This is a genomic window from Achromobacter sp. AONIH1 (assembly GCF_002902905.1).
GTDB lineage: Bacteria > Pseudomonadota > Gammaproteobacteria > Burkholderiales > Burkholderiaceae_B > Achromobacter.
On sequence record NZ_CP026124.1, the window covers coordinates 5,091,716 to 5,118,454 of the forward strand.

Sequence of the window (26,739 nt, forward strand, 5' to 3'; positions counted from 1 at the left end):
TATGGATGAATTTCGTCATGCGGACGTACCTACGGGACAGCACACTAGCCCGCCCCTGCCCTGTTACTTGAACGGACTGGCGTCCGTCCCATAGGCGCTGGCGCCATCGCCGCCGCCCACTTCCAGCGACACGGAATTCGGATCGACGATGGCGGCGTCGCCCTTGTAGTGCATCACCATGCCCGGGAACGCCATCACCGCGCCCACCATGAGCAGCTGGATCACGATGAACGGCACCGAACCCCAATAGATCTGCCCGGTGGTGACAGGCTCGATCATCTTGCCCGTCACCCTGTCCTTGTAGCGTTCGCGGGGCGCCACCGAACGCAGGTAGAACAGCGCGAAGCCGAACGGCGGATGCATGAAGGACGTCTGCATGTTGACGGCCAGGATCACGCCGAACCAGATCAGGTCTATGCCCAGCTTGTCGGCGACCGGCCCCAGCAAGGGCACGATGATGAACGCCAGCTCGAAGAAGTCCAGGAAGAAGGCCAGCACGAAGGTCAGGATGCTGACCACGATCAGGAAGCCCCACTGCCCGCCGGGCAGGCCCGTCAGCAGATGCTCGACCCATAGATCGCCATTGACGGCGCGAAAGGTCAGGCCGAACACGGTGGAGCCCACCAGGATGAACACCACGAAGCAGGACAGCTTGGTGGTCGTGTCCATGGCCTGCCGCAACAGGTCCAGCGACAGCCGGCGGCGCGCCACCGCCATCAGGATGGCGCCCACCGCGCCCATGGCGCCGCCCTCGGTCGGCGTGGCCACGCCGATGAAGATGGTGCCCAGCACCAGGAAGATCAGCGCCAGCGGAGGGATCATCACGAAGGTCACGCGCTCGGCCAGGGCGGACAGCAGCCCCAGCCCCAACGCCTTGTTGACCAGCGCGATGACGAAGGCGGTCGCGCCCCAGAACAGCAGCGCCACCACGATGCGCTCGTCCAACGGCGCGGTGTTGTTTTCGACCCAGAGGCCCAGGAAGTACGCCGACACGGCGGAGATCGCCATCAGCACCAGCAGCGAGCGCCCGCCCCGGCCGCCATTCGGAGCCTGGAAACGACGCGCCTCTTCGGGCAGCGCCGGCGCCGAGTCCGGCTTGAGCAGGCTCATGATGACGATGTAGACGATATACAGCCCCGCCAGGATGAAACCCGGCACCATCGCCGCGCGGTAGATGTCGCCGATGGAACGGCCGAGCTGGTCCGCCAGGATGATCAGCACCAGCGAGGGCGGGATGATCTGCGACAGCGTGCCAGAAGCCGCGATGATGCCGCTGGCCAGCCGGCGGTCATAGCCATAGCGCAGCATGATGGGCAGGGAGATAAGGCCCATCGAGATTACCGAGGCCGACACCACGCCGGTCGTGGCGGCCAGCATGGCGCCCACGAACACGACCGCGATCGCCAGGCCGCCGCGCAGCGTGCCGAAGAGCTGGCCGATGGTCTCCAGCAGGTCCTCGGCCATGCCTGAGCGCTCCAGCACCAGACCCATCAGCGTGAAGAACGGCACCGCCAGCAGCGTGTCGTTGGAAATGATGCCGAACACCCGCTGAGGCAGCGCCTGGAACAGCGAGGAGTTGAGCAGGCCCAGCTCCATGCCGACCAGGCCGAACAATATGCCGTTGGCCGCCAGCGCGAACGCCACCGGAAAGCCCAGCAGCAGGAAACCGATCAGGGTCGCGAACATGATCGGCGCCAGATTGGCGATGAGGAATTCCATGGTCAGCGGCCCTTCTCGTTCAGTTCGTTCTGTGCGGCGGCTTCGCGCGCCTGCGCTTCGCGGGCAATTTCCTCGGCCAGTTCTTCCTCGGCGCTCTTGGCGCCCTCGCGCTCGCGCGGGTCGCGGCAGCGCCCGGCCAGGAAGCCCACGCACTTGATCAGGTGCGACAGGCCGGCCAGCGCCAGCAGCGCGAAACCGACGGGAATCAGCAGCTTGACCGGCCAGCGGATCAGCCCGCCGGAGTTGGATGAATACTCGTTGCTGAGATACGAATCCATGAACACCGGCCAGGACAGATACATGATCAGCAGGCAGGCCGGCATCAGGAAGAACAGCACGCCGAAGATCTCGATGCCGATCTGCGCCCGGCGCGACAGCTTCGAGGCGATGATGTCCACCCGGACATGGTCGTTCTTCAGCAGCGTGTAGCCCGCGGTCAGCAGGAACATCGCGCCGAACATGTACCACTGCAACTCCAGCCAGGCATTGGAGCTGTCGTGAAAGAACTTGCGCATGATGGCGTTGCCGGTGCTGACCAGGACCACCAGCAGCGTGACCCAGGACACGGCCCGGCCCACGCGCAGATTGACCGCGTCTATGCCACGCGACAAGGCGAGTAGTGCTTGCATCTGTTTTCCCCTGTATCGATTCCAATCAGGCGCCTGCCCTGCGGGCTTCCCGGAGCGCCCCGGGTTTGCATCTTTCAGCCGTCTTCCCGGTGATGCCGCAGCCACGGCGTCAGCCGCCGCTCCAGCCACACCAGCAAGGAGAACAGCGCCATGCCCATGAGCGCCAGCACGAAGATCGCCGCGAACACCCGGACCGTGTCGAAGGTGCCCTGGGCGCTCATGATCACGTAGCCCAGGCCGCGCTGCGAGGACACGAACTCGCCGACGATGGCGCCGACCAGGGCCAGTGAGATCGAGACCTTCATGCCGGCCAGGATCGAGGGCAGCGCGCTGGGCAGCCGCACCTTGAAGAAGAAATCGCGCCGCGAGCCCTTCAGCACGCGCCCCAGGTCCAGCACGTCCTGCGGCACCGAGCGCAGGCCGTGGACGGTGTCCACGATCATCGCGAACACCGCGATCAGGAAGGCGATGGCGATCTTCGGCTCGGCGCCGGTGCCCATCCAGATCACGAACAAGGGCGCGATGGCGACCTTGGGCACGCTGTTCAAGGCCACGATCAAGGGGTAGATGAAGCGCTCGAACCAGCGCGATCCCACCAGCATCACGGCGGTCAGCACGCCGAACGCCACCGCCAGCGCGAAACCCGCCAGCGTGGTCATCAGCGTGTACGCGGCGTGGCCGGCGTACCAGGCCCACTCGGACGCCAGCTCCAGCGCCACCTGGCCCGGCAGCGGCAGCATGATGGCGCGCACCTGGAACAGCCGGGCGGCCGCCTCCCACAGCAGCAGAAAGACCAGCACCGACGCCAGCCCGGCCATGCGCCGGCCCGCGCCTTTCAATAGCCTGATCATCGGATGGCCTCCGGAACCGGCGCGGCCGCGCCGCCCTCATCGATCAGGCCCATGCGCTGGAACATGCCACGGATGTGCCGCACGTATTCGCCGAACCGGGGTGTTTCGCGCAGCGCCAGCGGCCGTGGCCGGGGCAGGTCGATCTCCATGGTTTCCAGGATGCGGCCCGGACGCGGCGAGAACACCATGACCACGTCGCCCAGGAACACCGCCTCGGCGATGCCGTGCGTGACGAACAGCACCGTGTTGCGGGTTTCCATCCAGATCCGCTGCAGCTCCACGTTCATCTGGTCGCGCGTCAGCGCGTCCAGCGCGCCGAAGGGCTCGTCCATCAGCAGCAGCCTGGGATCGTCCACCAGGGCCCGGCAGATCGCGACCCGCTGGCGCATGCCGCCGGACAGTTCGCGCGGATAACTCCCGGCGAACTTCTCCAGGCCCGTCAGGGCCAGCAGCGCGCCCACCTTGTCCGCGTAGGCCGCCGCCGGCTTGTGCGCGAATTCGACGGGCAGCAGGATATTGCGGCGGACGTCGCGCCATTCCAGCAGCGCGTCGCGCTGGAACACCATGCCCATGCCGTCCGGCGGCCCCTGCACCGGCTTGCCCTCGACCCGCAGGTCGCCGGCGGAAATGGTCTCCAATCCGGCCACGCAGCGCAGGAACGTGCTCTTGCCACAGCCGCTGGGTCCCAGGATGCTGACGAAGCGGCCGCGCGGCACCTCGACCGACACCGATGCCAGCGCCTCCACGCCTGCCGCGCCGGGATAGCGCTTGCGCACGCCGTTCGCCGCCACGGCCCATTGCGTCATGGCTGCACCAGGCTGTCGTAGCGTTCCGCGTGCACCAGGCCAGGCTCGTAGAACGAAGCAGCCTGGGCGTCGGCGCCGATCAGCCCCACGGTCGACAGGGTCGCGACGGCCTGCGTCCAATCCTGCGGCACGATGGCGCCCAGGCGCGCGCCGGCCGCCGGCTGGCCGAAGTACGGCTGCAAGGCGTCGATCTGGCCGCGCAGCACCTTCCTGTCCAGCCTGGACTGCGGACGCTGCGCCAGGATGGCGGCGACCGCCTCGTCCTGATGCCCCGCATAGATGTACTCCCAGGCCCGCGCGCTCACGCTGGCGAAGCGCGCGATGGCGTCGCGCCGCCGGGCCAGCTTGGACTCGTTGGCGAACAGGCCGAAGCTGGGCATGTTCAGGCCGAAGTCGGCGAAGCGCACTGCGTTCGACGGCCGGGTCTGCGACACCACCGGCAGGAAGAACGGGATGGTGGAGAACGCCGCGTCCGCCCGCCCCACCGCATAGGTGGATGCCTTGCTGGCGGCGTCGACATTGATCAGCTCCAGATCGCTTTTCTTGAGCTTGCCGGCCGCCAGGAAGGCGTCGATGAAAGGCGCTTCCAGCGAGCCGGCGGTGTAGGCGACCTTCTTGCCTTTCAGCTGCGCGGGGCCGCTGATGCCGGCGTCGGCCGGCACCAGCAGCCCGATGTCGCTCTGCCTGGCGAACACGGCCACCGCCTTGACCGGCATGCCCTTTTCACGGGCGATCATGGCCGAGGCCAGCGCCGCGTGTCCCAGGTCGAAGCTGTCGCCGGCGCCGACGATCTGCACCGTCGTCACCGAACCGTTGCCGTCCTCCAGCGACACGTCCAGGCCGGCCTGGCGGTACCAGCCCTTCTGCTGCGCCAAATGGAAGGCGCCGTGCACGCCCCAGGGCGTCCAGTCCAGCCGCACCCGCAAGGGCTCCAGGGCCTGCGGCCAGGCGGGCGCGCTCAGCGCGACAGCGGCCAGGCCCAACAAGGCGTTGCGCCAGTTTCGTGCGATTACCGCGAACATGATTTTCCCCGTTATGTGTCGACGCCGGACGCCGCCGGCGCCGCTTCCCGCTCAGCCGCCCCGGCCGAACCACCGCTTGATGCGCGCCCACAGCACGCTGAAGAACATGGCCGTGGGATTGAAGCTGGCCTGGACCGGCGCCTCGCCCGCGGCGGCGGGCCGCCGCAGCCGGGCGGTGACGTTGTTGCCGAAGTCCGCGATCATGCGGCGCACGAAGTCCTGCACCAGCCCGGACCGCGAAAACTGCGCCAGGGGCCCCTGCAGCGAATACAGCAGGTTCACGTGCACCTGCGTCTCGCCGGGCGACAGCGCTTGCAACCGGTAAGTGATGTCGCCATTGGCGCGCGACTGGCTGAGCGAGTCCTGCCCGGCGCCACGGAACACCGCCTGCATGGCGGCGTCGTCGCGCTCCAGGCGGGCCGCGCCGTTGAAGGCGGCGGACATGGGTCCGAACTTGATGGCGATCTTGCCCTTGACCCGGTCGCCTTCATGCTCCTCGATCGAAGCGCCGGGCAGACAGCTGGCCAGCGCCGGCAGGTCCACCATGAAGGCCCAGACCTCGGCCGCCGGAAAGGGCACGGTGAAACCGCCGTCGATCTGGCTGCCCCGGCCTTCCTTCTTGCCGGCCTGCGCGGCGGCGGGAACGGGCGCGGACTTGGCCGCTGCCCCGGCGCCATCCGCCACCGGCGTGAATCCCGCGAATGCCGCCTGCCGCACGGCCTCGGGCGCGGCGCCCCGGCCCTGCGCCAGGGCGGCACGCAGCGCATCCACGGCGGGATCCGGCTGCGCCCGCAGCTCCGCCAGCACGGACATCACGGCGGCCACGATGCCCATGTAGCCGGTGCAGCGGCACAGATTGCCGGACAGTTCCACCCGCACCCTGCCCTCGTCCGCCTGCGGCAGCCGCAGCACGATGTCGCGCGACGTCGCCAGCATGCCGGGCGTGCAGTAGCCGCATTGCAGGGCGTGGTGCCGCGTGAAGGCGGCGCGCAACCGCTGCATCACCGGATCGGCGTCGTAGCCCTCGATGGTGGTCACCTGCCGTCCCTCGCAGGCCACCGCGAAGGAGATACAGGACCGCACCGGCGCGCCATCCACCAGCACCGTGCAGGCGCCGCAGACGCCGTGTTCGCAGCCCAGATGGGTGCCGGTCAGGCGCGCCTGGTCCCGCAGGAAATCCCCCAGATGCATGCGCGCGGGCGCCTCGTGCGATACGCGCTTGCCGTTCACTTCCAATGTCACCTGAACCATGGCTATTCCCGTCAACCCAATGCCTGCGCCAGGCAGCGCGTCACCGCGGTCCCGTGCAGCTTGCGGTGGTGTTCATCCTTGCCCGGCATGACGCCGGCCAGCTCGTCGGCGAGCAGGACGGGGTCCAGGCCCGCCAGTCCTTGCCGCGCGATGCTCGCGGCCAGCCGGGGCAGCAATCCGGGCGCGCCGTCCAGCGCGCCCACCGCGATCCTCGCCGTCTTCGACGCGGCATCGAACCACGCGGCGCAGCTGGCCTCGGCGAATTCGCCGGTCTTGCGGCAAAACTTGTAATAGCCCCAGCGCGCCGCCGGCCCCGCCTCTGGCACATGCACGGCGGCGATCAGCTCGTCCTCGCGCAACCCGGTGGTATAGGCGCCCTGCATGTAGTCCTGGGCTGGCAGCATGCGGACCCCGTCCGGGCCGGCGATCTCCAGCGTCGCGCCCAGGCCGACCATGGTCAGCACCCAGTCGGCCGCCGGATCGGCATGCGCCAGGCTGCCGCCCAGCGTGCCGCGATTGCGGATGGCGCGGTAGGCGATGCCCGGCGCCACCTGCTGCAACGGCGTGCCGCGCAGCAGTTCGTGCACGCCATCCTCGATCTCGGCGTGGGTCACGGCGGCGCCCACGCGCAGCCCGCCGTCCTGCCGCGTGACGGTGCGCAGTTCGGCCAGGCCGGAGATGTCGATGACGACGGGCGGACGCGCCAGCCGCAGGTTCAGCATGGGTCCCAGCGATTGCCCGCCGGCCATGAGCTTGGCGCGGCCTTCGTGCGCGCGCAGCGCCCGCAAGGCCTCCTGCAGCGAGCCCGGACGCGTGTATTCGAACGCGGCGGCCTTCATGCCGTCACCTCCGCGCTGGCGGACGCGGGCTGGCGGCTGCACTGCGCGATGGCGGCGAGCACCCGCGTCGGCGACAGCGGCGTGCGCAGCAGCTCGGCCGCGCCCAGCGGACGCAGCGCGTCGTTGACCGCGTTGAACAGCACCGCCGGCGGCGCGATGGCGCCGCCCTCGCCCATGCCCTTGGCGCCGAACTCGGTATGCGGCGATGGCGTCTCGAAGTGATGCAGGCGCATGTTCGGCACCTCGGTGGCGCCGGGCAGCATGTAGTCGGCCAGCGTCGACGCCAGCGGCTGGCCGTTGTCGTCGTAGGGCGTTTCCTCGTAGAAGGCGGTGCCGATGCCCTGAGCCACGCCGCCGATGGTCTGGCCTTCGACCACCATGGGATTGATCATGGTCCCGCAGTCCTCCACCACCACATAGTCCAGGATCTCCACGCCGCCGGTGCCGGGGTCCACCGCCACCACCGCCGCGTGGGTGGCGTAGGTGAAACAGCCGGTGTCGACCTTGGGCTTGTAGCCGACGGTGACTTCCAGTCCGGCGGGATCCACGTCGGGCGGCAGCAACTGCGGCCGCAGGTACCAGGCGTCGGCCACATCCTTGACCGACACCGACTTGCCGCCCGCTTCCAGCCGGTCGCCGTTCCAGGCCACGCTGGCGGCATCGGCCTGCAGCAGGTGCGCGCCGATATGCGTGAGCCTGGGCAGCAGGCGCTTGCAGGCCTGCGACACCGCGCCGCCCGACATCACCAGCGAGCGCGAGGCATAGGTGCCGGTGGAAAATGGCGTCTGCCCGGTATCGCCATGCAGCAGCTTGATGCTGGCCACGTCCACGCCCAGGATCTCGTTGGCGATCTGGGCAAAGGTCGTTTCCATGCCCTGCCCGTGCGAATGCACGCCGACCCGCAGCTCCAGCCCGCCATCGGGCGTGACCCGGGCCGTGGCCTGGTCGAAGCCCGGAATGACGGGCGTGCCCCAGGCGGCGAACACCGAGGTGCCGTGCGCGGCCTGCTCCGTATAGGTGGCCAGGCCCACGCCGATGAGGCGGCCGTCGGCCTCGCCGCGCCGCTGGCGCTCGCGGATAGCGTCCACGCCGATCATGTCCATGGCCTGCCGCAGGCTGGCCGGATAATCGCCGCTGTCCAGGTGCTTGCCGGTGACGTTGACGTAGGGCATCTGTTCGCCCTGCACCAGGTTCTCCTGGCGGATTTCCCAGGGTTCGCGTCCGACCTCGCGGGCGATCGCGTCCATCGTCAGCTCCATGGCGAAACAGACGCCGGTGCGCGCCACGCCCCGGTACGGCACGAAGCCCGGCTTGTTGGTGGCCACCGCCTTGGTCTCGCAGCGATAGCCCTTGAACGCATACGGCCCCGGCAGGTTGCCGATGGCCTGGCCCGGCTCCAGGCCGATGGTGAACGGCCAGACCGAATAGGCGCCGCCGTCGATGGTGATCCTGGCGTCCAGCGCCAGCAGCTTGCCGCGACGGTCGGCGTAGGCCACCATTTCATAATGGTGCTCGCGCGAGTTAGCGCCCGCCGTCAGGTGCTCGCGGCGGTCCTCGATGAAGCGGAACGGCCGCTTGAAGGTCTTGGCCAGCCAGGCCACGCACAGTTCTTCCTGCTGCAGCACGCACTTGTAGCCGAAGGCGCCGCCCACGTCCGGCGACACCACCCGCACCCGACCCTGTTCCAGGTCCAGGCACTGGGCCAGCACGCTGCGGATCATGTGCGGCACCTGCGTGGCGCTGACCACCACCAGCTGGTCAGCCTGATGGTCCCAGTAGGCCAGCACCGCCTTGCCCTCCATCGGCACCATGCATTGCCGCGCCAGGTCGATCTTGCGCCGCACCACCACGTCCGCCTGCGCCGCCAGTTCGTCGAACTGCTTGTCGACATTGAGCGTGACGAAGACGTTGTCGCGCCATTGCTCGTGCACGAAATCGCCTTGCGCCGCCTGGGCGCTGGCAACGTCCGCGTACACCGGCAGGTCGTCGTAGTCGACCTCGATCAGTTCGGCGTAGTCCTCGGCCTCGGCGCGGGTCGGCGCGACCACCATGGCGACGGGTTCGCCCACGAACCGCACCTTGCCCGATGCCAGCGGCGGCTGGGCCGAGACCTGGTAGCTCGGCAGCGTCGAGTCCGCCACGATGTCGCGCGCGTCCGCCATCGCCTGGCGCACGAACGCCTTATCGGCGATCTGGCTGGCCACGCGCACCGAGGCGATGCGCGCATGCGCCAGCGGGCTGCGCAGGAAGGCGACCTCGCTCAGCCCGGGCATGGCCATATCGGCCACGAAGTTGCCCTTGCCATGCAGGTGGCGCGCGTCCTCCTTGCGCGGCACGCGCGCGCCCACCCCCTGCGGCTTGCCTGGCCGGCCGTGCGTATCGGCGTCTGCTGTCGTCATGACTCCCCTCTGTCCGGCGCGGCTCACTTGGCCTGGGCCTTCGCCACGGCGGCGAAGGTGTAGTTGTCCAGCGGGCTTTCGGCCACCCGGAACCAGCCCGCCTGCTCGGCCTGGAATTTCTTCCAGTCGGGGAAGATCGCCGCGAAATCCGGATTCTTCGCAGAGAGCTCGGCCCACAGTTCCTGCGAGGCGTTGTACGCCGCGTCCATCACTTCCTTGGGAAAGAAGCTGACCTTGGCGCCGCCGGCGATCAGCTTGCGCAGCGCCAGCGGATTGCGCGCGTCGTAGTGGGCCAGCATGCGCATGGTCTGTTCGCCCGCCGCGGCCTCGAACGCGGCCTGATAGGCCGGCGGCAGGGCCTCCCAGGCCTTGTCGTGCACCATGCTGGTGATGGACGCGCTGCCCTCGAACCAGCCCGGTGAATAGTAGTAAGGCGCCACCTTGTTGAAGCCCAGCTTCTCGTCGTCGTAGGGCCCGATCCATTCGGCCGCGTCGATGGTGCCTTTCTCCAGCGCCGGGTAGATGTCGCCCGGAGGAATCTGTTGCGGCACCGCGCCCAGCTTGGACAGCACCATGCCGCCGATGCCGCCGATGCGCATGTTCAGGCCCTTCAGGTCGGCGACCGACTTGATTTCCTTGCGGTACCAGCCGCCCATCTGCACGCCCACGTTGCCACAGACGTGATTGACGATGTTGTACTTCTTATAGAGCGCGCGCAGCATCGCCATGCCGCCGCCGTAGTGGATCCAGGCGTTGTGCTGGCGGGCGCTCAGCCCGAAGGACAGGCCGGTGTCGAAGGTCAGCGCCGTGTTCTTGCCGATATAGGCGGTGCTCAGCACGTGATTGCATTCGACCGTGCCATTGCTGACCGCATCCATGTTCTGCGCCGCCGGCACCAGCTCGCCACCCGGAAAGGCGCGGATCTCGAACTTGCCTTCGGTCAGCTGCGCCACGCGCTTGCAGAAGTCTTCGGCCGAACCGTAGATGGTGTCCAGGCTCTTGGGCCAGCTGGTGGACATGCGCCAGCGCACCGCCGGCGCGGATTGCGCGACGGCTGGCATGCCCACGGCGGCAAGGCCGGCGCCGGCTGCGCCGGCGGCTTGTGCGAGGAAACGGCGTCGTTGCATTGATTGCTCCCGATCTGGTTCGATTGAGTCCCCTTGGACCCGTTTCTACTCGTGCCAACGCCGCGCTCGCGCAACCAAAAAAACGTTAGCACACTGAATTTTTGGTCAGCATACTGACAGTAATTTTGAGTGTCAACAAGGTAAACCCCCACTGCTGTCAGCCGCGAAACGCCTGGGTTTTCACCGATTCCGCCGAAATTTCGGCAGCGTCTTCCAGGCAATTTGCGGGTACTCCTTTCATATAGCGGGCACCCAAAGACGCAGGCGGCAAGCCACCACCGCAACGCTCCCGCGACGCCGTACCGCTGCTGCCTGAAAGTCGGGGAAATCCCTAGCTCCTGGCTTGATTTTTTAACCAGTACACTGACGACAATTACTCAGCATACTGACTAGCGAGTTGATATGAACTGGATCCGCATCGCCTCCACCGACCAACTGACCGACGACGACGAGGTGATCCCCGTCGCGGCCGGCGACAAGCAGCTTGCGCTGTATCGCAGCGAGGGCGAGTTCTATGCCTCCGACAACGTCTGTACGCACGCCTACGCGCTGCTGTCCGACGGCTACCTCGAAGACGGCTGCATCGAATGCCCGCTGCACCAGGCCCGCTTCGACATCCGCACCGGCAAGGCCATGTGCGCGCCCGCCACCACCGGCATCCGCGTCTACCCCGTCAAGGTCGAAGGCCAGGACATCTACGCCGATCTGCAGGGCTGACCATGGCCGACGCGGATACGATCCTCATCATCGGCGCCGGCCAGGCCGGCGCGGTGGCGGCGGCGACGCTGCGCGAGCTGGGCCACGAAGGCGCCATCACGCTGGTCGGCCAGGAAGCGCACGCGCCCTATGAACGGCCGCCGCTGTCCAAGGATGCGCTGCAGACGGCCGATGCGCATGGTCGCACCTCCGTGCATCCCGAGGACTTCTACGAACGCCAGCGCATCACGCTGCTGACGGGCACCGAGGTCGTGCGCATCGACGCCGGCCGCCGCATTGCCCGACTGGCCGACGGCCGCGATCTGCCCTACAGCCGCTGCCTGCTGGCGACCGGCGGGCGGGCGCGCGAACTGCCCGGCCTGCCGCGCGGCACGCCCGGCGTGCATTACATCCGCACGCTGGACGACGCCGCCGCGCTGCGCGCGGGCCTCGCGCCCCAGACACGCGTCGCCGTCATCGGCGGCGGCTTCCTGGGCCTGGAAGTGGCGTCCACCGCGCGTGCGCTGGGGGCCGAAGTCACCGTCCTGGAAAGCGCGCCGCGCCTGCTGGAGCGCGTGCTGCCCGAGGCATTGTCGGACTGGCTGGCCGAACGCGCCCGCCACGCCGGCGTGGACCTGCGCCTGGGCGCGCGCATTGCCGGCTGCGACCGCCAGCCGCAAGCGGACGCCGCCGTCCGGCGCCAGGCGCGCTTTCTCATCACCTTGCAGGATGCCGCCACCGTGGCGGCCGACATCGTGGTGGTGGCCATCGGCCTGACGCCCGAGGTGTCGCTGGCAGTCCAGGCCGGCCTGGCGCTGGACCCCGCCAACGGCGGCATCGCGGTGAATGCAGCCTGCCGCAGCAGCGATCCCCATCTGTACGCCGCCGGCGATTGCGCCAGCCAGCATCGCTCCCGCCTCGGCATGGCGCTGCGGCTGGAATCCTGGCAGAACGCCAATGAACAGGCGCGCGCCGCCGCCGCGGGCATGCTGGGCCAGCCCGCTCCCGCCGAACCCTATCCCTGGTTCTGGACGGATCAGTATGGCTGCAACGTGCAGATGCTGGGCCTGCCCCAGCCCGGCCTGGTCTATGCCTGCCGCGGCGTGCCGCAAGCACAGGCCGAGACGCCCCGATTCATCTGGCTCGGCCACCGCGACGGCGTGCCGGTGCACGCCATCGCGGTGAACGCCGGCGGCGACCTGCGCCAGCTGCGCGTGCTGTTCGAGCAAGCCATCGCCATCGACCCGCAGCGCTATGCCGACGAAACCGTGGCGCTCAAGCCGCTGGTGAAGGCATGCCAGCAGCGCGCCGCCACGACCTGAAACCGATTGCCGCCCCGTATCGACTGGAGCTAGTCATGTATCAATCACAAACCGTCATCGGCCTCACGATGGCATCCAAGAACACCGCGCTGACCGACTGTGTCTGGCCGCAGGACGCGCTGCATTACATCCCGGACTGGGTCTACACCAGCCGCGCCGTCTATGACCAGGAAATCGAGAAGATATTCCACGGCAAGACCTGGAACTACGTGGCCCTGGAAGCCGAGCTGCCCAACCCGGGCGACTACAAGCGGTCCTATGTCGGACCGACCCCGGTGGTGGTCTCGCGCGCCGAGGACGGCTCGGTCAATGTCTTCGAGAACCGCTGCGCCCACCGTGGCGCGGAGTTCTGCCGCAACAGCCAGGGCAACGCCAAGGAATTCGTCTGCCCCTACCACCAGTGGTCCTACGACCTGAAAGGCAATCTGCAAGGCATCCCGTTCAAGCGCGGTGTGAACCGCGAGGGCGGCATGCCCAAGGACTTCAAGAACGAGGAACACGGCCTGCGCAAGTTGCGCGTCGCCACCCGCAACGGCGTGATCTTCGCGTCCTACAGCGACGAGGTCGAGGCCCTGGAGGAATACCTGACGCCCGCTATCCTGGCCGATTTCGACACCGTCTTCCCCGGCAAGAAGCTCAAGATCCACGGCTACTACCGCAATGAGCTGCCCTGCAACTGGAAGATGTATCACGAGAACCTGAAGGATCCCTACCACGCCACCTTGCTGCATTCGTTCCTGGTGGTGTTCGGCCTGCTGGTGGCGGGCAACAAGTCCGCCATGCTGGTCGACACGGTGCATGGCCGCCACGGCACCATGGCCTCGGCCAAGAGCGAGGACAAATACGCCAGCGTCAGCGAAGAGAACAAGAAGGAAATGCGCTCGTTCCATGATGGCCTGCATCTGCAGGACGACCGCTTCCTCGAATTCGTCAAGGAGTTCGATTCGCCCTGGTCCGTCACCATGCAGACCATCTGGCCCAACCTGATCGTGCAACGCGAGATGAACACGCTGGGCGTGCGCCAGATCGTGCCCAACGGGCCCGACAGCATGATCATGCAATGGACCATGTTCGGCTACGAGGACGACACGCCCGAGATGGAACGCCATCGCCTGCGCCAGGGCAACCTGATGGGCCCGGCGGGATTCCTCGGCCTGGAGGACAACGAGGCCATGAAGTTCGTGCAGGAAGGCGTGCGCCGCGCCAGCACCGACGTCAACGTGCTCAAGCTGGAATCCGGCAAGCAGGGCACGTCCAACACGCTGATCTCGGAAGCCGCCATCCGCTCCATGTACAGCTACTACCGCGGCGTGATGGGCTTCTGAGGCAGGAACACCAAGACATGAGAACCCGATTCGAATTTTCCCCCCGACAGATCGATCCCGCCCGCGCCATCGCGCTGCGTCTGGAGATCGAAGAATTCCACGCCGACTACTGCGCCGCCCTGGACGCGGGCCAGGTCGAATCCTGGCCGGATTTCTTCACCGAGGACGGTCTGTACCGCGTCACCGCGCGCGAGAACGCCGACCTGGGCTTGCCGGTCGGCCTGGTCTATTCCGAGGGCCGCGCCATGATGCATGACCGGGCCGTGGCCATTTCCCGCACCCAGATGTTCGCCCCGCGCTACATGCTGCACATGGTCAGCAATACCCGCGTCATCAGCGAATCCGCCGACGGCGAGATCCAGGCGCAGGCCGCGTTCCTGCTGATGCAGACGCTGGTGGAAGGCCCCACCACGCTGCACCTGGCCGGCGCCTACTACGACCGCTACACCCGGCAGGACGGCGTGCTCAAGCTGAAGGAACGCCAGGTGGTGTATGACACCACCATCCTCGCCAACGACCTGGTCTATCCCGTCTAGGCCCGTCCCGCCCCGGCAAGGAAAAGGGGTTGCGCCTCGCGGCGCAACCCCTTTTTTCTCACCGCGAACCGACTAGGCCCGCGTCGCCCGCAAGGCTTCGTCCCGCGTCAGCACGGTGGCGTACTTCTGCCGCATGTCGAAGAGATTGGCCTCGTGCGGGCCGATGGCGCGGTCGCCCACGCAGTCCGACACCACCAGCGGGCGAAAGCCGTACTGCATGGCGTCCACCACGCTGGCCCGCACGCAGCCGCTGGTGACCGCGCCGGCGACCAGCAGCGTCTGCACCCCGCGCTGTGACAGCCAGGCGGCCAGGCTGGTGCCGAAGAACGCGGAAGGCACCGTCTTGCGCACCACCAGCTCCCCGGAAGCGGGCGCGAGCTGCGGCACGATGGCGCTGTTGTGGTCCGCTTCCTTCAAGGTCAGCATGCCCGGCACCTTGAGCGTGAAGATGTTGTGGTCGGCGTCGTCGTCGGCGAACACGATGCGGCTGTGGGCCACCGGCCAGCCCTGCTGGCGCGCGTGCGCCAGCAGGCCCACCGTCCGCGCGATGGCCTCGGGGATATTGCCGCCGCCGAACACCGCCGGATCGGCGAAGCCATTGACCAGATCCACGATCAGCAGACCGTATGGCGCCTTGGGCGCCATGGCCGCGCCGAAGCCTTGCCGTTCATAGGCGGAGATATCGTCATTCATGTGCGGATTTCCTGTAGCGGTCATGGATTGAGCCCTGGACTAGTCCCTCGGGCCGGCGCCATCCAGCACCCTGCCCTGGCGCACCACGTCCTCTCCGTCCAGCCGCACGGTGCAGCCGCGCAGCGGGATGTCGATGTGGCAGGTGGTGCAGCGGCTGCCGCCGGCTTCGTTGTTCGGTCCCAGCGAGAACAGGAAATTGCCCTCGTAGGCCCGCGCGTCCATGCCGATGGTGGCTTCACGGTCGTACAGGCCCAGCGTGGTCCAGTGCGCGCGCGGCTGCAGACCCCAGCCGATGTGCGAAATCGCGTAGGCTTCCGGATCCTTGAACGACGCCACGTACTCGCGCAGCAGTTCCGCGTCCACGCCGCCGTCGATGCGCGTGGCGTAGCCGTTCTCGACGGTCAGCTCGATGGCCGAGCGCACATAGAGTTTCTGCGGCAGCAGGATGTCGCCCACATCGATCACGATCTTGCCCCGCGCGCCACCTTCGTTCGGCCAGGTCAGCACGAAGCCGCTGGGCCAGTGGTCCCAGCGCCCGGGTTCATCGACGAAACCGTATTCGCTGATGGCCGGGAATTCGCCCAACGGGCAGCGCAGGTCCGTGCCCGCCTCCGACACGACGCTCATCTCGCGCGCGGCGCCGATGCGCGCGGCGGCGGCCTTGACCCGCGCGCGGTCGCCCTCGGTCGGCACCAGCCGCGCCAGCACCTCCGGCGGCTCCACCGCCAGCAGGATCTTGGTTCCCGAGGCCAGGATCTCGTGCTGTTCCGGCGAGAACAGCAGCGTCATCAGGTCCAGCACCAGATCGCTTTCCTTCAAGGCCGCGATCGCGGCCTTGTTGCCGGTCAGCGGAGTCGTGCCCAGATAGGCCAGCGCGTCCCGGCTCAACGCGCGCTCGCCATTGACGGGCGGCAGGTCCAGCCGGTTGACCACGGCGCCCATGGCCTGCGTCGCGATCAGCGCCGTGGCCAGCGTTTGCGGATGGGTGGCCGCGCTGGTCAGCACCGTGACCGTCTGCCCCGCTTGCAGCCTGGACAGGGTCAGCACCTGCTGCCAGGCCTTCACCATTTCATAGTCGCTGATAGGCATGATGCCCTCCTTGCTTGACGATCTGCGTCTCAGGCGCGCGCCAGCGGCGCGCCCAGGAAGTCGCCGAAGGCCGCGTAGAAGCCTTCCTCGTTGTCCCACGGAATCATGTGGCCGGCGGCGGGCACCCGGTGATGCCGAGTGCCTGGCGCCAGCCGCTGGATCTCTTCCACGTCGGCGTCCAGCACCACGTCGCCGCGTTCCGCCGTGATCAGCAGGACCGCCGCGTCCAGCAGCGGCAGGTCCGCATGGATGTCGTCGTTATGGAAGTCATCGAAGCTCTGGATGACGGCGCGCTCGTCGCAGGTATGCAGCCACTCGGCGCGCAGCTGGCGCTGCGCATCGGTCCAGCTGGGGCAGAACGCGCGCATGGCTTCGGCGTCCATGCCCTGGCGCGCCTGCGCCATGGAGTCCACGTACCAGGGCAGCTTGGCCGGATACGGCCGGCGGCCGGGGCCCGACACCGGCGGGTCGGCCAGGACGAGGCGCCGCAGGCCGGCCGGCTTGCTCCGCCCGGCGCGCACGCCGATGCGGCCGCCCATGGAATGGCCGACCACGCTGTATTGCTCCAGGCCCAGCGTCTGCGCGAACGCCAGCACGTCGGCGGCCTGCGCGTCCAGGCCATAGTTCAGCGCCGCGCCGGCCTCGGACAAGCCCCGGCCGCGCACATCCAGGATGTAGGTATCGAAGGACTCGCCGAAGCGCTCGCCCACGAATCCCCAGGTGATCGCCGGACTGGTGATGCCCGGCACGATGATGACCGGATCGCGCCCCGCGCCGCGCGCGCCGCCGTAGCGCAGATAGTGCTGGCGGATGCCGTTGGCGTGGACATTGCCGCCGTACAGGAAATTGCTCATGTCAGTCTCGCACGCTGGATTCAGAGTTTGAACAGGCGCCGCGCGTTGCCGTGGCAGATCAGTGCGCGGGTCGCCTCATCCATCGGCGTCTGCTCGATGAACTCGACGGCGAGCGCGGTCGACTCGTAGGGATAGTCCACCGAGAACATCACCGCCTCGCGCCCCATTTCGGCGATGGCGGCGGTCAAGGTCGGCGGCGAACAGACGCCCGACGTGGTGATGACGATGTTGCTGCCCAGGTAGGCCGAGGGCGCGCGCTCCAGCTTGATGCCGTGCGAGTACACCGCGAAACGGCTGTCGAAGCGCCAGCGCAGGAATGGCAGGCCCTCGCCCATGTGCCCGAGTATCAGCTTGACGCCGGGATAGCGGTCGAACACGCCGCCGAACAGCAGGCGCAGCGCGTGGGTGGCGGTCTCGACGCCCCAGCCCCAGCACGCGCCGACCAGCTCGGGGTGGCCGGAGTACGCCTGCGGAACCACATGGGGATCGGACGGATGCAGGTAGACGGGCACATCCAGCTCCTGCACCTTTTCCCAGAACGTGTCATAGGCGCGCCCGTCGTAGTACACGCCGTTGGTGTGGCCGTTGATCAGCGCGCCCTTGAAGCCCAACTCCCTGACGCAGCGTTCCAGTTCGGCGGCGGCGACCCGGGGATCGTGCATGGGTATGGTGGCGAAGGCGCCATAGCGCGTCGGGTGGCGGGCCACCTGCTGGACCAGGAAATCGTTGTTCTCGCGGGCGCGGCGCAACGCCACGGCGGCGTCGGGCTCGGCCTGCACGCCCGGCCCGGTCTGCGACAGGATGACGTAGTCGATGCCGCCCCGGTCCATCTCGCCCAGCCGGACTTCGTCGAAGTCCACCAGCCGCGCGGCCAGGTCGGCCAGCACCGTTGGATCGATGTGCTGCGCGAAGCTCTTTGAATAGTCTTTGAATCCGACCGCGGTGTAGTGTTCCTCGAACGCGATCTTGCGTACTTTGCTCATTCCCCTGCTCCCAGTTTGGTGGCCCGGGTCCTACCCGGCCACGGCGCGTCAGCATTATTTATCAGCACACTGACTATTAATCCGGAAAAACCGGAATCACGCGCAACTGCCTTCTCATAGGGAAAAGCGCCGCGACGGCTTCCGGATTTAGGTCAGTATACTGATTTTATAGTCAGCGTACTGACAAATAGGGGAAATCCCGGAGCCCGAAAAAAAGGCCGCCACGGCGGCCTCGCGGGCGGGCGGCGCTCAGCCTGCCCTGTCCAGGTCGGCGGGCGTGTCGATATCGAGCAACACGCCTGGATCCTCCACCTCGACCAGGCGCAGACCCGGTTGCCCGAGCAATCGCCGCGCGCCCTCGTCCGCGCTCAACAGCGCCAGCCGAGGCAGCAGGTCCGCGCGGAATCCCACGGGATGGCCGCGCTGTCCCCGATGCGACGGCGCCGCCATCGGCGCATGTTGCAGCGCATCCAGCACGTCCGCCATGCTGGCGTGGCGAATCCAGGGCATGTCCGCCAGCGCCACCAGCACCGCGCGCGGCGTGCCGGGCAGGGCCAGCAAATGCCGCGCCGCCGTCGCCAGGCTGGTCCCCATGCCCTCGCCCGCCGGATCCGCCTCGATCACCCGGCAATCTTCCGCCCGCAGCAGCGCCGCCAGCGCCGCGTTGCCCGGGCGCACCACGGCGACGACGCTGTCCACGGCCGCCCGAAGCCGGCGCGCGCTGGCCACGGCCACGCACGGGCCCTGTGGCAAGGATGCCAGCAGCTTGTCGGCGCCCGGCCGCTGCGCGGCGTAGCGCGAGCCCTGCCCCGCCGCCAGCAGGATGCCGGCACTTGGGGACGCCAGGTAGGGGTAGACACTAGGGACATTCGACATGATCATCAGTATAGTGAATATAAGCCGGGGCAGCGCCACGGCCCTTGCCTGCGAGAAGCCGATGAACGCTCTGGATCTGGACGTATTGCAACATGCCCGCGACTGGGTGGCCGCTGGCCGCCGCGCGCACCTGGTGACGGTAGTGCAGACCTGGGGCTCGGCGCCCCGCCAGGCGGGCGCCATGCTGGCCTTGCGCGACGACGGCCGCATGGTCGGCTCGGTGTCCGGCGGCTGTATCGAGGACGACCTGATGCGCCGCGCGCGCGAAGGCGCGCTCGCGGACGCTCCCGCGCGCCTGACCTACGGCGTCACCCGCGACGAGGCCGCGCGCTTCGGCCTGCCTTGCGGCGGCACGCTGCGCCTGATCAGCGAACCGTTGCGCGACACGCAATGGCTCGACCTCGTGCTGGAATCGATTCGCGGCCATCGCCTGATCCAGCGCACGGTGGACCTTCACGATGGCGCCAGCTCGGTGTCGCCCGCCGGTCCGGCCGACGGCCCGGATTTCGACGGACGCATCTTTCGCAGCGTGTACGGGCCGCGCTGGCGGCTGCTGATCATCGGCGCCAACCAGACCGCCCAGGTGCTCGCCAGCGTGGCCGCCACGCTCGATTTCCACGTCACGGTATGCGACCCGCGCGAGGAGTTCCACGGCGACTGGAACTCGTCCCAGGCGACCCTGCTCACCCGCATGCCCGACGACGCGGTGCTGGAGATCGGCACGGACGAACGCACCGCCATCGTGGCCGTCACCCATGACCCCAAGCTCGACGACATGGCCCTGCTGGAAGCGCTGAAATCCCCCGCGTTCTACGTGGGCGCGCTGGGGTCGCGCGCCAACCAGCAAAAGCGCCGCGAGCGGCTGCGGCTGTTCGACCTGGACGAGAGCCAGATCGAACGCCTGCATGGCCCGGTGGGCCTGCGCATCGCGAGCAAGACGCCGGCCGAGATCGCGGTGGCGATCGCCGCCGAACTGATCTGGGTCCGCAACACGCTGGGCGGCGCCGAAGCCGCCTACAAGCCCTCGCAAGCCAGCGCGCGCCAGGGCTGAGCAGGGCTGCCGGCCCCTGCCCCGCGCGGGCCCGGCCTACATGGGCTTGAGCGTGGTGCGGCTGTACTGATTGTTGGCCTCCACCAGGGTGGACAGCAGCTTCATGAAGATTTCCTGGTTGCGCGTGGACAGCGGCTCCAGCAGGCGCTGCTGGGCGCGCGCCATGCCTTCCTGCAGCAACCCCATGATGCGCAGCCCTTCCTGGGTGATGACCGCCTGGCGCGAACGCTTGTCGTTGGGATTGGTGCGCCGCTCCACCAGGCCGCGTTCCTGCAGGCGCTTGACCACGTCAGCCGTGGTGGTGCGGTCCAGTCCCAGCTCCATGCCGATGGCGGTCTGGTCCAGCCAGGGGCTGAGCGACAGCGCGGTCAGCACGCCGTATTGCACCGGCGTCACGTTCTGCGTCTTGCATTCCTCGTAGAACATGGCGTAGTGGATCTGGTTCAGGCGTCGCACCAGATAGCCGGGGCGCGACCACAGCACCTGTTTGGCCGGATCGAAAATCTTGCTGTCTGTCTTCTGAGTTGCGACGCGCTTCTGGGACGTCGTCTTTTTCTGTACATCCGGCACGTTGAGGCAGCTCCAATTTAGTTAGTGCACTGAGGATAATACCACCGGCCATCGCCTGTCGAGCGCCGCGAGCCGGACGCTTGTGCCAGATCAACGCCTGCCCGCGCAGGGCAAGAGCAGCCTAGCGCGCCTGCTTCGCCAGATATTCCTTCAGGACCTGCACCAGCGCCATCGCCGCCGGCGACAGGCTGCGGCCGCGCGAGGTGACCAGCCCGATCGAGCGCTCGGCCACCGGCCCGATCAGCGGACGCTGCACGATGCCGTTCTGCGCCACCGCGCCGGCCGCGATCTCGGGCAACGCCGCCACGCCGAAACCGCACTCCACCATGGAAACGATGGTGGTCAGGTGCTCGGCCTCGAAAGCTGGCGTGAAGCGGATGCGGTTCTGCAGGAAAGCCCATTCGGTGTACTGGCGCACGCTGCTCGGATGCACCATGGACACGTGCTCGGCGCCGGCCGTGTCGGCCCAGCGCAGCGGGCCGCGCGCCTTGGCCAGCGGATGCGCCTCGGGGATCAGCAGCAGGAAGCTGTCGGACATCAGCGGCACGTAGTGCAGGTCGGCCTGCTGCGGATCGGCCGCCGTCAGCGCGAAGTCCACCTCGCCGGCGCGCACCAGGTCAAAGGCCGGGCCGGACAGCGTGTCGCGCACTTTCAACGCCACCTGCGGATGGGCCTGGCGATACGCCATCAGCACGCGCGGCAGCAGGCGCGCGGCCAGCGACGGCAGCGCCGCCACCGACACCTGCCCCTGCTCCACGCTGGCGATGCCGCTGACGGCGGCGATGGCGTCGCGGAACGCCGCCTGCAGCGAGGCGGCCTGCTGCATGAAGACCTCGCCCGCCGCCGTCAGGCGCACGGTGCGCGTGGTGCGGTCGAACAGGCGCACGCCCAGCGCGTCCTCGATGCGCTGCACCTGGGTCGACAGCGCCGACTGCGACAGGTGCAGCTGCGCTGCCGCCTGCCGGAAGTTCAGCGTGCGCCCCAGCACCAGCGTGGTGTCGATGTCGCGCATCGACAGGTTGATCTGCATGTCCGCCCTCGCCCAGCCCATTGATCGAATATAAAGATCATTCTATCCAAAAAATCTGATTCATCAATCAAACAAGCTTCTCTACACTCGGCCCCCATCGCAGTGGCGCAAACGGCGCCAGGACAGACCAGGAGCAAACCATGCAGACAGACGCCAAGGCGCTGCCCAATCCGGGCGCGGCGCATGCGGTGGTGGTGGGCGGCGGCACCATGGGGGCCGACGTGGCCGTGGTGCTGACACGCGCGTCGTGCCGCACGACAGTGATCGAATCCAACCCGGACCGCGCCGCCGCACTGCCGCAACGGGTCGGCGAGAACCTGGCCCAGATCGGCCGCGAGGCCAACCTGCCGCGCCTGGCCGTGGCGGCCAGCCTGGACCAGGTGGACTGGGCCAGCGTCGATCTGGTGATCGAGTGCATTCCCGAACGGCTCGACATCAAGCAGGCCCTGTTCGCCGACCTGGCGCGCCGCGCGCGCCCCGACGCCATCCTGGCCAGCAACAGCTCCAGCTTCCCGATCAGCGCCATCGGCCAGGGACTGGACACGCGCGAGCGCATGCTGGGCCTGCACTTCTTCATGCCGGCGCACCTGGTGCCGCTGGTGGAAGTGGTGATGGCCGACACCAGCGACGAAGCCAGCGCCGACGCGCTGATCGCCTTCATGAAGCGCTGCGGCAGCGTGCCGGTGAAGGTGCGACAGGACCTGCCGGGCTTCCTGGCCAACCGCCTGCAGCACGCGCTGTCGCGCGAGGCCTTCGACCTGATCGATCGCGGCATCGCCTCGCCCGAGGACGTGGACGCGGCGGTGCGCTTCGGCTTCGGCTTCCGCTTCCTGGCGGCCGGCCCGGTCATGCAGCGCGACCATGCCGGCATCGAAGTGCACGCGGCCGCCGGCGCCACCATGTACCCCACGTTCTGCAACGCGGACCGCCCCGCGCGCTGCCTGGCCGAGCGCGCCGCCGATGGCCGCCACGGCATGAAGACCGGCGAAGGCTTCTACGCCTGGACGCCCGAGACCATCGCCGCCGAGCGCGCGCGCTACGACCGGCTGCTGCGCGCCGGCCTGGACCTGATCGCGCCCGAACTGCCGGAGATCCAGCCATGACCCACGCCGCCGATCCCAGGCCGCAGGCGCCGCGCCTGCCGCTGGCCGAATCCCCCGTCATCATCACCGTGGCGCCCAACGGCGCCTACAAGCAGGCCGCCGACCATCCCGCCGTGCCGATGACGGCCGAGGCGCTGGGCCGCGAGGCGCGCGCCTGCCTGGACGCCGGCGCGGCCATGATGCACATGCATGTGCGCCGCCCGGACGGACGCCACCTGCTGGACGCCCAGGCCTATCGCGACGCGCTGGCCGCCGTGCGCAAGGCGGTGGGCGACGAGCTGCTGGTGCAGGTGACCAGCGAGGCCGCCGGCGTCTATCGCGCCGCCGAACAGATGGCGATGGTGCGCGAACTGGCGCCCGAGGCCGTCTCGATCGGACTGCGCGAGATCGCCGTGCCCGAGATCCCGGAAGGCGAGCTGGCGGCCTTCCTGGCCTGGCTGGCCGAGCGCCGCGTGCTGACCCAGATCATCCTGTACGACGACGCCGACGTGCGCCGCTGGCAGGCGCTGCGCCAGCGCGGACTGGCGCCGGCCGGCGCCTGGTCGGTGCTGTTCGTGCTGGGCCGCTACAGCGCGGGGCAGACCTCGTCCGCCCACGATCTGCTGCCCTTTCTGGCCGCCAGCGACCATGCGCTGCCCTGGGCCGTCTGCGCTTTCGGACCAGAGGAGAACGCCTGCGTCACGACCGCGGCGGCTTTCGGCGGCCACATGCGCGTAGGCTTCGAGAACAACCTGAAGCTGCGCGACGGCGCCATCGCGCCGGACAACGCCGCGCTGGTGCGGCAGGCGGCCGAAGGCGCGCGCGCCCTGGGCCGTCCGCTGGCCAACGCGGCCGACGCGCGCCGGATCTACGGCGCCATCGCCTGATCAAGCGCCGGCGCGGCGAGGCCGGATCGCGGTTTCGCCGTGCCGCAACATTGACGGCCTGAAAGGGCTTCTGCTAAAAACTTCGACATCCGCACGTTCAACGCAATACCCCGACTGCAATGGTGAGGTGGTGTGTGTCAAACGAATCTGACGGCTATACCAAGCCCCAGGAGTTGCGAAGTTTCCTGTTCCTGACCGCGGTCATGGCGCCCGTCCTGTCGGTGCTGATCGTCGCGGGCTATGGTTTCATCGTCTGGTTCTACCAGCTCTTCGCCGGTCCCCCGGGCAGCTGATGGAGCCTGCCGCCTCCTGTAGCAGGGCCGAACGGCCCGGCTCCCCTTCCCCTGAACTGCATATCGCCAGCCTGGTGGTGCACGCCGCGCCGCGCCGGCTGGACGAGGTGCGCCGCGCGATCCTCGCCCTTCCCGGCGCGGACATCCATGGCGCCTCCGACACCGGCAAGCTGGTGGTCACCCTGGAAGCTCCCTCCACCGACGACATGATGGCGCAGATCTCCACGATCCAGCGCCTGGACGGCGTGCTGGCGTCGGCGCTGGTCTATCAGCACGCCGACACGCTGGACGCGATGAACGAGGAGATCGACGATGGCAATGGCCCGTAGGGATTTCATCAAGCAGTCCGCCGCCGCCGCGGCCGCCACCGTGGCCGGCATTCCCATCGTCGGCTACGCGCAGAACATCGTGACCGAGTCCGAGGCGGCCAAGCTGAAGTGGTCCAAGGCGCCCTGCAGGTTCTGCGGCACCGGCTGCGGGGTCAACGTGGCCGTGAAAGACAACCAGGTCGTGGCCACGCATGGCGATTTCAACGCCGAGGTCAACAAGGGCCTGAACTGCGTCAAGGGCTACTTCCTGTCCAAGATCATGTACGGCAAGGACCGGCTCACCACGCCACTGCTGCGCATGAAGGACGGCAAGTACGCCAAGGATGGCGAATTCGCGCCGGTATCCTGGGACCAGGCCTTCGACGTGATGGCCGAGCAGTTCAAGCGGGTGCTCAAGGACAAGGGCCCGACGGCCGTAGGCATGTTCGGCTCGGGCCAATGGACCATCTGGGAAGGCTACGCTGCGCTCAAGCTGATGAAGGCGGGCTTTCGCTCGAACAACCTGGATCCGAACGCGCGCCACTGCATGGCTTCGGCGGCGGTGGGCTTCATGCGCACCTTCGGCGCCGACGAGCCCATGGGCTGCTATGACGACATCGAGAACGCCGACGCCTTCGTGCTGTGGGGTTCGAACATGGCCGAGATGCATCCCATCCTGTGGACCCGCGTGACCGACCGCCGTCTGTCCGCGCCCGGAACCAAGGTGGCGGTGCTGTCCACGTTCGAGCACCGGTCCTATGAACTGGCGGACCTGACGCTGACGTTCACGCCGCAGACCGACCTGGCGATCCTGAACTACATCGCCAACCACATCATCCAGACCAAGCGGGTCAACCGCGAATTCGTCGACAAGCACACGGTCTTCCGCGAGGGCAACACCGACATCGGCTACGGCCTGCGGCCCGATCATCCGCTGCAGAAGGCGGCCAGGAACGCCGGCGACGCGGGCGGCTCCAAGCCCATCACCTTCGACGACTTCGCCCGCTTCGTCGCCAAGTACGACCTGGAATACACGTCCAAGCTGTCCGGCGTGCCGAAAAAGCAGCTGCAGGACCTGGCCGAGCTATACGCCGATCCCAAGGTGCGCGTGACGTCCTTCTGGACCATGGGCTTCAACCAGCACACCCGTGGCGTGTGGGCCAACAACATGGTCTACAACATCCACCTGCTGACCGGCAAGATCTCCACGCCGGGCAACAGCCCGTTCTCGCTGACGGGCCAGCCCTCGGCCTGCGGCACCGCGCGCGAGGTCGGCACGTTCTCGCATCGCCTGCCGGCCGACCTGGTGGTCACCAACCCCAAGCACCGCGCCCACGCCGAGGAGCTGTGGCAATTGCCCGAGGGCACGATTCCGGACAAGGTGGGCGCGCACGCGGTGCTGCAGAACCGCATGCTCAAGGACGGCCAGATCAACGCCTACTGGGTGATGGTCAACAACAACATCCAGGCCGCCGCCAACCTCATGAACGAAGGCCTGCCCGGCTATCGCAACCCGGACAACTTCATCGTGGTGTCGGACGCGTATCCCACCGTCACCACGCTGTCGGCCGACCTGATCCTGCCCGCCGCCATGTGGGTGGAAAAGGAAGGCGCCTACGGCAACGCCGAGCGCCGCACCCAGTTCTGGCACCAGCTCGTGAATGCACCGGGCGAGGCGCGCTCGGACCTGTGGCAGCTGATGGAGTTCGCCAAGCGCTTCAAGATCGAGGAAGTCTGGCCCGCCGACCTGCTGGCCAGGAAACCCGAGTACCGGGGCAAGACCCTGTTCGACGTGCTCTACGCCAACGGCAAGGTCAACCGTTATCCCAACAGCGAGCGCGACAAGGACTACGCCAACCAGGAGGCCGACGCCTTCGGCTTCTATGCGCAGAAGGGCCTGTTCGAGGAATACGCGGAATTCGGCCGCGGTCATGGCCATGATCTGGCGCCGTTCGACACCTACCACGAGACGCGGGGCCTGCGCTGGCCCGTGGTCAAGGGCAAGGAAACCCTGTGGCGCTACCGCGAAGGCAGCGACCCCTACGTCAAGCCGGGCGCGGGCTTCGAGTTCTACGGCAACCCCGACGGCCGCGCCGTGATCTTTGCGCTGCCCTACGAGCCGCCCCCGGAATCGCCGGACAAGGAATATCCCTTCTGGCTGTCCACCGGACGCGTGCTGGAACACTGGCACTCCGGCTCCATGACGCGGCGCGTGCCCGAGCTTTACCGCGCCTTTCCCAACGCCGTCTGTTTCATGCACCCGGACGACGCGCAGGCCATGGGCCTGCGGCGCGGCGTCGAGGTCGAGATCATCTCGCGCCGGGGCAAAATGCGCACCCGCCTGGAAACCCGCGGACGCGACAAGCCGCCGCGCGGCCTGGTGTTCGTGCCCTGGTTCGACGCCGGCCAGCTCATCAACAAGGTGACGCTGGACGCCACCGACCCGATCTCGTTCCAGACCGACTTCAAGAAGTGCGCGGTCAAGATCGTCAAGGTCTGAG

At 68.0% G+C, this 26,739-nt stretch carries 26 protein-coding genes; 10 read left to right on the forward strand and 16 right to left on the reverse strand.

Annotated elements, in window-relative coordinates:
- Nucleotides 1-63 precede the first annotated feature (63 nt).
- The 9 genes from C2U31_RS23300 to C2U31_RS23340 all read right to left on the reverse strand — a co-directional run bounded on the left by C2U31_RS23300 (nt 64) and on the right by C2U31_RS23340 (nt 10,643).
- Nucleotides 64-1,719: a TRAP transporter large permease subunit gene (locus C2U31_RS23300; RefSeq protein ID WP_103274966.1), complete on the reverse strand. Its 1,656-nt coding sequence runs from the start codon at nt 1,717-1,719 to the stop codon at nt 64-66.
- Nucleotides 1,720-1,721: 2 nt separating this feature from the next.
- Nucleotides 1,722-2,348 carry a TRAP transporter small permease subunit gene (locus C2U31_RS23305; RefSeq protein ID WP_103274967.1) on the reverse strand — a complete coding sequence of 209 codons (627 nt, stop codon included), beginning with the start codon at nt 2,346-2,348 and terminating at the stop codon, nt 1,722-1,724.
- A 74-nt stretch (nt 2,349-2,422) separates the two neighbouring features.
- Nucleotides 2,423-3,199 carry an ABC transporter permease gene (locus C2U31_RS23310; RefSeq protein WP_103274969.1) on the reverse strand — a complete coding sequence of 259 codons (777 nt, stop codon included), beginning with the start codon at nt 3,197-3,199 and terminating at the stop codon, nt 2,423-2,425.
- A complete protein-coding gene (locus tag C2U31_RS23315) occupies nt 3,196-4,005 on the reverse strand; it encodes an ABC transporter ATP-binding protein (protein WP_103274971.1) in 810 nt (269 codons plus the stop codon). Before C2U31_RS23315 ends, C2U31_RS23310 begins: the two co-directional genes overlap by 4 nt.
- Nucleotides 4,002-5,027, reverse strand: a complete 1,026-nt coding sequence (locus C2U31_RS23320) for an ABC transporter substrate-binding protein (RefSeq protein ID WP_103274972.1) — start codon at nt 5,025-5,027, stop codon at nt 4,002-4,004. Before C2U31_RS23320 ends, C2U31_RS23315 begins: the two co-directional genes overlap by 4 nt.
- A 51-nt stretch (nt 5,028-5,078) precedes the next feature.
- Nucleotides 5,079-6,284, reverse strand: a complete 1,206-nt coding sequence (locus C2U31_RS23325) for a 2Fe-2S iron-sulfur cluster-binding protein (protein ID WP_103276533.1) — start codon at nt 6,282-6,284, stop codon at nt 5,079-5,081.
- A 5-nt stretch (nt 6,285-6,289) separates the two neighbouring features.
- Nucleotides 6,290-7,117 carry a xanthine dehydrogenase family protein subunit M gene (locus C2U31_RS23330; protein ID WP_103274973.1) on the reverse strand — a complete coding sequence of 276 codons (828 nt, stop codon included), beginning with the start codon at nt 7,115-7,117 and terminating at the stop codon, nt 6,290-6,292.
- A complete protein-coding gene (locus C2U31_RS23335) occupies nt 7,114-9,516 on the reverse strand; it encodes a xanthine dehydrogenase family protein molybdopterin-binding subunit (protein WP_103274974.1) in 2,403 nt (800 codons plus the stop codon). Before C2U31_RS23335 ends, C2U31_RS23330 begins: the two co-directional genes overlap by 4 nt.
- A 23-nt stretch (nt 9,517-9,539) precedes the next feature.
- Nucleotides 9,540-10,643 (reverse strand): TRAP transporter substrate-binding protein, encoded by a 1,104-nt coding sequence (locus tag C2U31_RS23340; protein WP_103274975.1) that lies wholly within the window; start codon nt 10,641-10,643, stop codon nt 9,540-9,542.
- A gap of 402 nt (nt 10,644-11,045) precedes the next feature.
- Here C2U31_RS23340 and C2U31_RS23345 point away from each other — a divergent pair, with 402 nt between their 5' ends.
- From C2U31_RS23345 to C2U31_RS23360, 4 genes are read left to right on the forward strand one after another with little or no spacing between them, the layout of a single operon-like run.
- Nucleotides 11,046-11,360: a non-heme iron oxygenase ferredoxin subunit gene (locus C2U31_RS23345; protein ID WP_103274976.1), complete on the forward strand. Its 315-nt coding sequence runs from the start codon at nt 11,046-11,048 to the stop codon at nt 11,358-11,360.
- A 2-nt stretch (nt 11,361-11,362) separates the two neighbouring features.
- Nucleotides 11,363-12,661 (forward strand): NAD(P)/FAD-dependent oxidoreductase, encoded by a 1,299-nt coding sequence (locus C2U31_RS23350; RefSeq protein ID WP_103274977.1) that lies wholly within the window; start codon nt 11,363-11,365, stop codon nt 12,659-12,661.
- Between the two features lie 35 nt (nt 12,662-12,696).
- Nucleotides 12,697-13,986: an aromatic ring-hydroxylating dioxygenase subunit alpha gene (locus C2U31_RS23355; protein WP_103274978.1), complete on the forward strand. Its 1,290-nt coding sequence runs from the start codon at nt 12,697-12,699 to the stop codon at nt 13,984-13,986.
- A 17-nt stretch (nt 13,987-14,003) separates the two neighbouring features.
- Nucleotides 14,004-14,522: a nuclear transport factor 2 family protein gene (locus C2U31_RS23360; protein WP_103274979.1), complete on the forward strand. Its 519-nt coding sequence runs from the start codon at nt 14,004-14,006 to the stop codon at nt 14,520-14,522.
- A 72-nt stretch (nt 14,523-14,594) separates the two neighbouring features.
- On the opposite strand, the gene C2U31_RS23365 is transcribed toward C2U31_RS23360, so the two are convergent.
- The 5 genes from C2U31_RS23365 to C2U31_RS23385 all read right to left on the reverse strand — a co-directional run bounded on the left by C2U31_RS23365 (nt 14,595) and on the right by C2U31_RS23385 (nt 19,017).
- Complete coding sequence (locus tag C2U31_RS23365) at nt 14,595-15,215, reverse strand: N-carbamoylsarcosine amidohydrolase (RefSeq protein ID WP_103274980.1); 621 nt, start codon at nt 15,213-15,215, stop codon at nt 14,595-14,597.
- A gap of 39 nt (nt 15,216-15,254) precedes the next feature.
- Entirely contained in the window at nt 15,255-16,304 is a 1,050-nt protein-coding gene (locus C2U31_RS23370) for a 2,5-dihydroxypyridine 5,6-dioxygenase (RefSeq protein WP_103274981.1), read from the reverse strand.
- Nucleotides 16,305-16,333: 29 nt separating this feature from the next.
- Nucleotides 16,334-17,158 carry an alpha/beta fold hydrolase gene (locus C2U31_RS23375; RefSeq protein WP_103274982.1) on the reverse strand — a complete coding sequence of 275 codons (825 nt, stop codon included), beginning with the start codon at nt 17,156-17,158 and terminating at the stop codon, nt 16,334-16,336.
- Nucleotides 17,159-17,178: 20 nt separating this feature from the next.
- Nucleotides 17,179-18,141: an amidohydrolase family protein gene (locus C2U31_RS23380; protein WP_103274983.1), complete on the reverse strand. Its 963-nt coding sequence runs from the start codon at nt 18,139-18,141 to the stop codon at nt 17,179-17,181.
- Nucleotides 18,142-18,390: 249 nt separating this feature from the next.
- Nucleotides 18,391-19,017, reverse strand: coding sequence for an NTP transferase domain-containing protein (locus C2U31_RS23385; RefSeq protein WP_103276534.1), 627 nt, complete (start codon nt 19,015-19,017; stop codon nt 18,391-18,393).
- Between the two features lie 61 nt (nt 19,018-19,078).
- Here C2U31_RS23385 and C2U31_RS23390 point away from each other — a divergent pair, with 61 nt between their 5' ends.
- On the forward strand, nt 19,079-20,068 hold the full coding sequence (locus C2U31_RS23390; protein ID WP_103274984.1) for an XdhC family protein: 990 nt from the start codon (nt 19,079-19,081) through the stop codon (nt 20,066-20,068).
- A gap of 36 nt (nt 20,069-20,104) precedes the next feature.
- Here the strand turns inward: C2U31_RS23390 and C2U31_RS23395 are convergent, their stop codons facing one another.
- Nucleotides 20,105-20,572 carry a MarR family winged helix-turn-helix transcriptional regulator gene (locus tag C2U31_RS23395; protein ID WP_369869794.1) on the reverse strand — a complete coding sequence of 156 codons (468 nt, stop codon included), beginning with the start codon at nt 20,570-20,572 and terminating at the stop codon, nt 20,105-20,107.
- 187 nt (nt 20,573-20,759) lie between these two features.
- Nucleotides 20,760-21,668, reverse strand: coding sequence for a LysR family transcriptional regulator (locus tag C2U31_RS23400; RefSeq protein WP_103276535.1), 909 nt, complete (start codon nt 21,666-21,668; stop codon nt 20,760-20,762).
- Between the two features lie 140 nt (nt 21,669-21,808).
- Between C2U31_RS23400 and C2U31_RS23405 the strand changes: the two genes are divergently transcribed.
- The 5 genes from C2U31_RS23405 (at nt 21,809) to napA (ending at nt 26,738) form a co-directional block, all read left to right on the forward strand.
- Nucleotides 21,809-22,771, forward strand: coding sequence for a 3-hydroxyacyl-CoA dehydrogenase family protein (locus tag C2U31_RS23405; protein WP_103274986.1), 963 nt, complete (start codon nt 21,809-21,811; stop codon nt 22,769-22,771).
- Nucleotides 22,768-23,637, forward strand: a complete 870-nt coding sequence (locus tag C2U31_RS23410; RefSeq protein WP_103274987.1) for a 3-keto-5-aminohexanoate cleavage protein — start codon at nt 22,768-22,770, stop codon at nt 23,635-23,637. Before C2U31_RS23405 ends, C2U31_RS23410 begins: the two co-directional genes overlap by 4 nt.
- 119 nt (nt 23,638-23,756) lie before the next feature.
- Complete coding sequence (gene napE, locus C2U31_RS23415) at nt 23,757-23,930, forward strand: periplasmic nitrate reductase, NapE protein (protein ID WP_369869695.1); 174 nt, start codon at nt 23,757-23,759, stop codon at nt 23,928-23,930.
- A complete protein-coding gene (locus tag C2U31_RS23420) occupies nt 23,930-24,259 on the forward strand; it encodes a chaperone NapD (protein WP_103274989.1) in 330 nt (109 codons plus the stop codon). The genes napE and C2U31_RS23420 overlap by 1 nt, the downstream gene beginning before the upstream one ends.
- Nucleotides 24,243-26,738: a periplasmic nitrate reductase subunit alpha gene (gene napA / locus C2U31_RS23425; RefSeq protein WP_103274990.1), complete on the forward strand. Its 2,496-nt coding sequence runs from the start codon at nt 24,243-24,245 to the stop codon at nt 26,736-26,738. Before C2U31_RS23420 ends, napA begins: the two co-directional genes overlap by 17 nt.
- Nucleotide 26,739 lies beyond the last annotated feature (1 nt).

What these genes read in the sequence shown, in the direction of transcription:
- C2U31_RS23370 (WP_103274981.1), bottom strand. Translation starts at nt 16,304, where the DNA reads ATGCCTATCAGCGACTATGAAATGGTGAAGGCCTGGCAGCAGGTGCTG.
- C2U31_RS23330 (WP_103274973.1), bottom strand. Translation starts at nt 7,117, where the DNA reads ATGAAGGCCGCCGCGTTCGAATACACGCGTCCGGGCTCGCTGCAGGAG.
- C2U31_RS23400 (WP_103276535.1), bottom strand. Translation starts at nt 21,668, where the DNA reads ATGCAGATCAACCTGTCGATGCGCGACATCGACACCACGCTGGTGCTG.
- C2U31_RS23300 (WP_103274966.1), bottom strand. Translation starts at nt 1,719, where the DNA reads ATGGAATTCCTCATCGCCAATCTGGCGCCGATCATGTTCGCGACCCTG.
- C2U31_RS23385 (WP_103276534.1), bottom strand. Translation starts at nt 19,017, where the DNA reads ATGTCGAATGTCCCTAGTGTCTACCCCTACCTGGCGTCCCCAAGTGCC.
- C2U31_RS23345 (WP_103274976.1), top strand. Translation starts at nt 11,046, where the DNA reads ATGAACTGGATCCGCATCGCCTCCACCGACCAACTGACCGACGACGAC.
- C2U31_RS23390 (WP_103274984.1), top strand. Translation starts at nt 19,079, where the DNA reads ATGAACGCTCTGGATCTGGACGTATTGCAACATGCCCGCGACTGGGTG.
- C2U31_RS23340 (WP_103274975.1), bottom strand. Translation starts at nt 10,643, where the DNA reads ATGCAACGACGCCGTTTCCTCGCACAAGCCGCCGGCGCAGCCGGCGCC.
- C2U31_RS23420 (WP_103274989.1), top strand. Translation starts at nt 23,930, where the DNA reads ATGGAGCCTGCCGCCTCCTGTAGCAGGGCCGAACGGCCCGGCTCCCCT.
- C2U31_RS23335 (WP_103274974.1), bottom strand. Translation starts at nt 9,516, where the DNA reads ATGACGACAGCAGACGCCGATACGCACGGCCGGCCAGGCAAGCCGCAG.
- napE (WP_369869695.1), top strand. Translation starts at nt 23,757, where the DNA reads ATGGTGAGGTGGTGTGTGTCAAACGAATCTGACGGCTATACCAAGCCC.
- C2U31_RS23320 (WP_103274972.1), bottom strand. Translation starts at nt 5,027, where the DNA reads ATGTTCGCGGTAATCGCACGAAACTGGCGCAACGCCTTGTTGGGCCTG.
- C2U31_RS23305 (WP_103274967.1), bottom strand. Translation starts at nt 2,348, where the DNA reads ATGCAAGCACTACTCGCCTTGTCGCGTGGCATAGACGCGGTCAATCTG.
- napA (WP_103274990.1), top strand. Translation starts at nt 24,243, where the DNA reads ATGGCAATGGCCCGTAGGGATTTCATCAAGCAGTCCGCCGCCGCCGCG.
- C2U31_RS23350 (WP_103274977.1), top strand. Translation starts at nt 11,363, where the DNA reads ATGGCCGACGCGGATACGATCCTCATCATCGGCGCCGGCCAGGCCGGC.
- C2U31_RS23355 (WP_103274978.1), top strand. Translation starts at nt 12,697, where the DNA reads ATGTATCAATCACAAACCGTCATCGGCCTCACGATGGCATCCAAGAAC.
- C2U31_RS23410 (WP_103274987.1), top strand. Translation starts at nt 22,768, where the DNA reads ATGACCCACGCCGCCGATCCCAGGCCGCAGGCGCCGCGCCTGCCGCTG.
- C2U31_RS23310 (WP_103274969.1), bottom strand. Translation starts at nt 3,199, where the DNA reads ATGATCAGGCTATTGAAAGGCGCGGGCCGGCGCATGGCCGGGCTGGCG.
- C2U31_RS23380 (WP_103274983.1), bottom strand. Translation starts at nt 18,141, where the DNA reads ATGAGCAAAGTACGCAAGATCGCGTTCGAGGAACACTACACCGCGGTC.
- C2U31_RS23365 (WP_103274980.1), bottom strand. Translation starts at nt 15,215, where the DNA reads ATGAATGACGATATCTCCGCCTATGAACGGCAAGGCTTCGGCGCGGCC.
- C2U31_RS23360 (WP_103274979.1), top strand. Translation starts at nt 14,004, where the DNA reads ATGAGAACCCGATTCGAATTTTCCCCCCGACAGATCGATCCCGCCCGC.
- C2U31_RS23315 (WP_103274971.1), bottom strand. Translation starts at nt 4,005, where the DNA reads ATGACGCAATGGGCCGTGGCGGCGAACGGCGTGCGCAAGCGCTATCCC.
- C2U31_RS23405 (WP_103274986.1), top strand. Translation starts at nt 21,809, where the DNA reads ATGCAGACAGACGCCAAGGCGCTGCCCAATCCGGGCGCGGCGCATGCG.
- C2U31_RS23375 (WP_103274982.1), bottom strand. Translation starts at nt 17,158, where the DNA reads ATGAGCAATTTCCTGTACGGCGGCAATGTCCACGCCAACGGCATCCGC.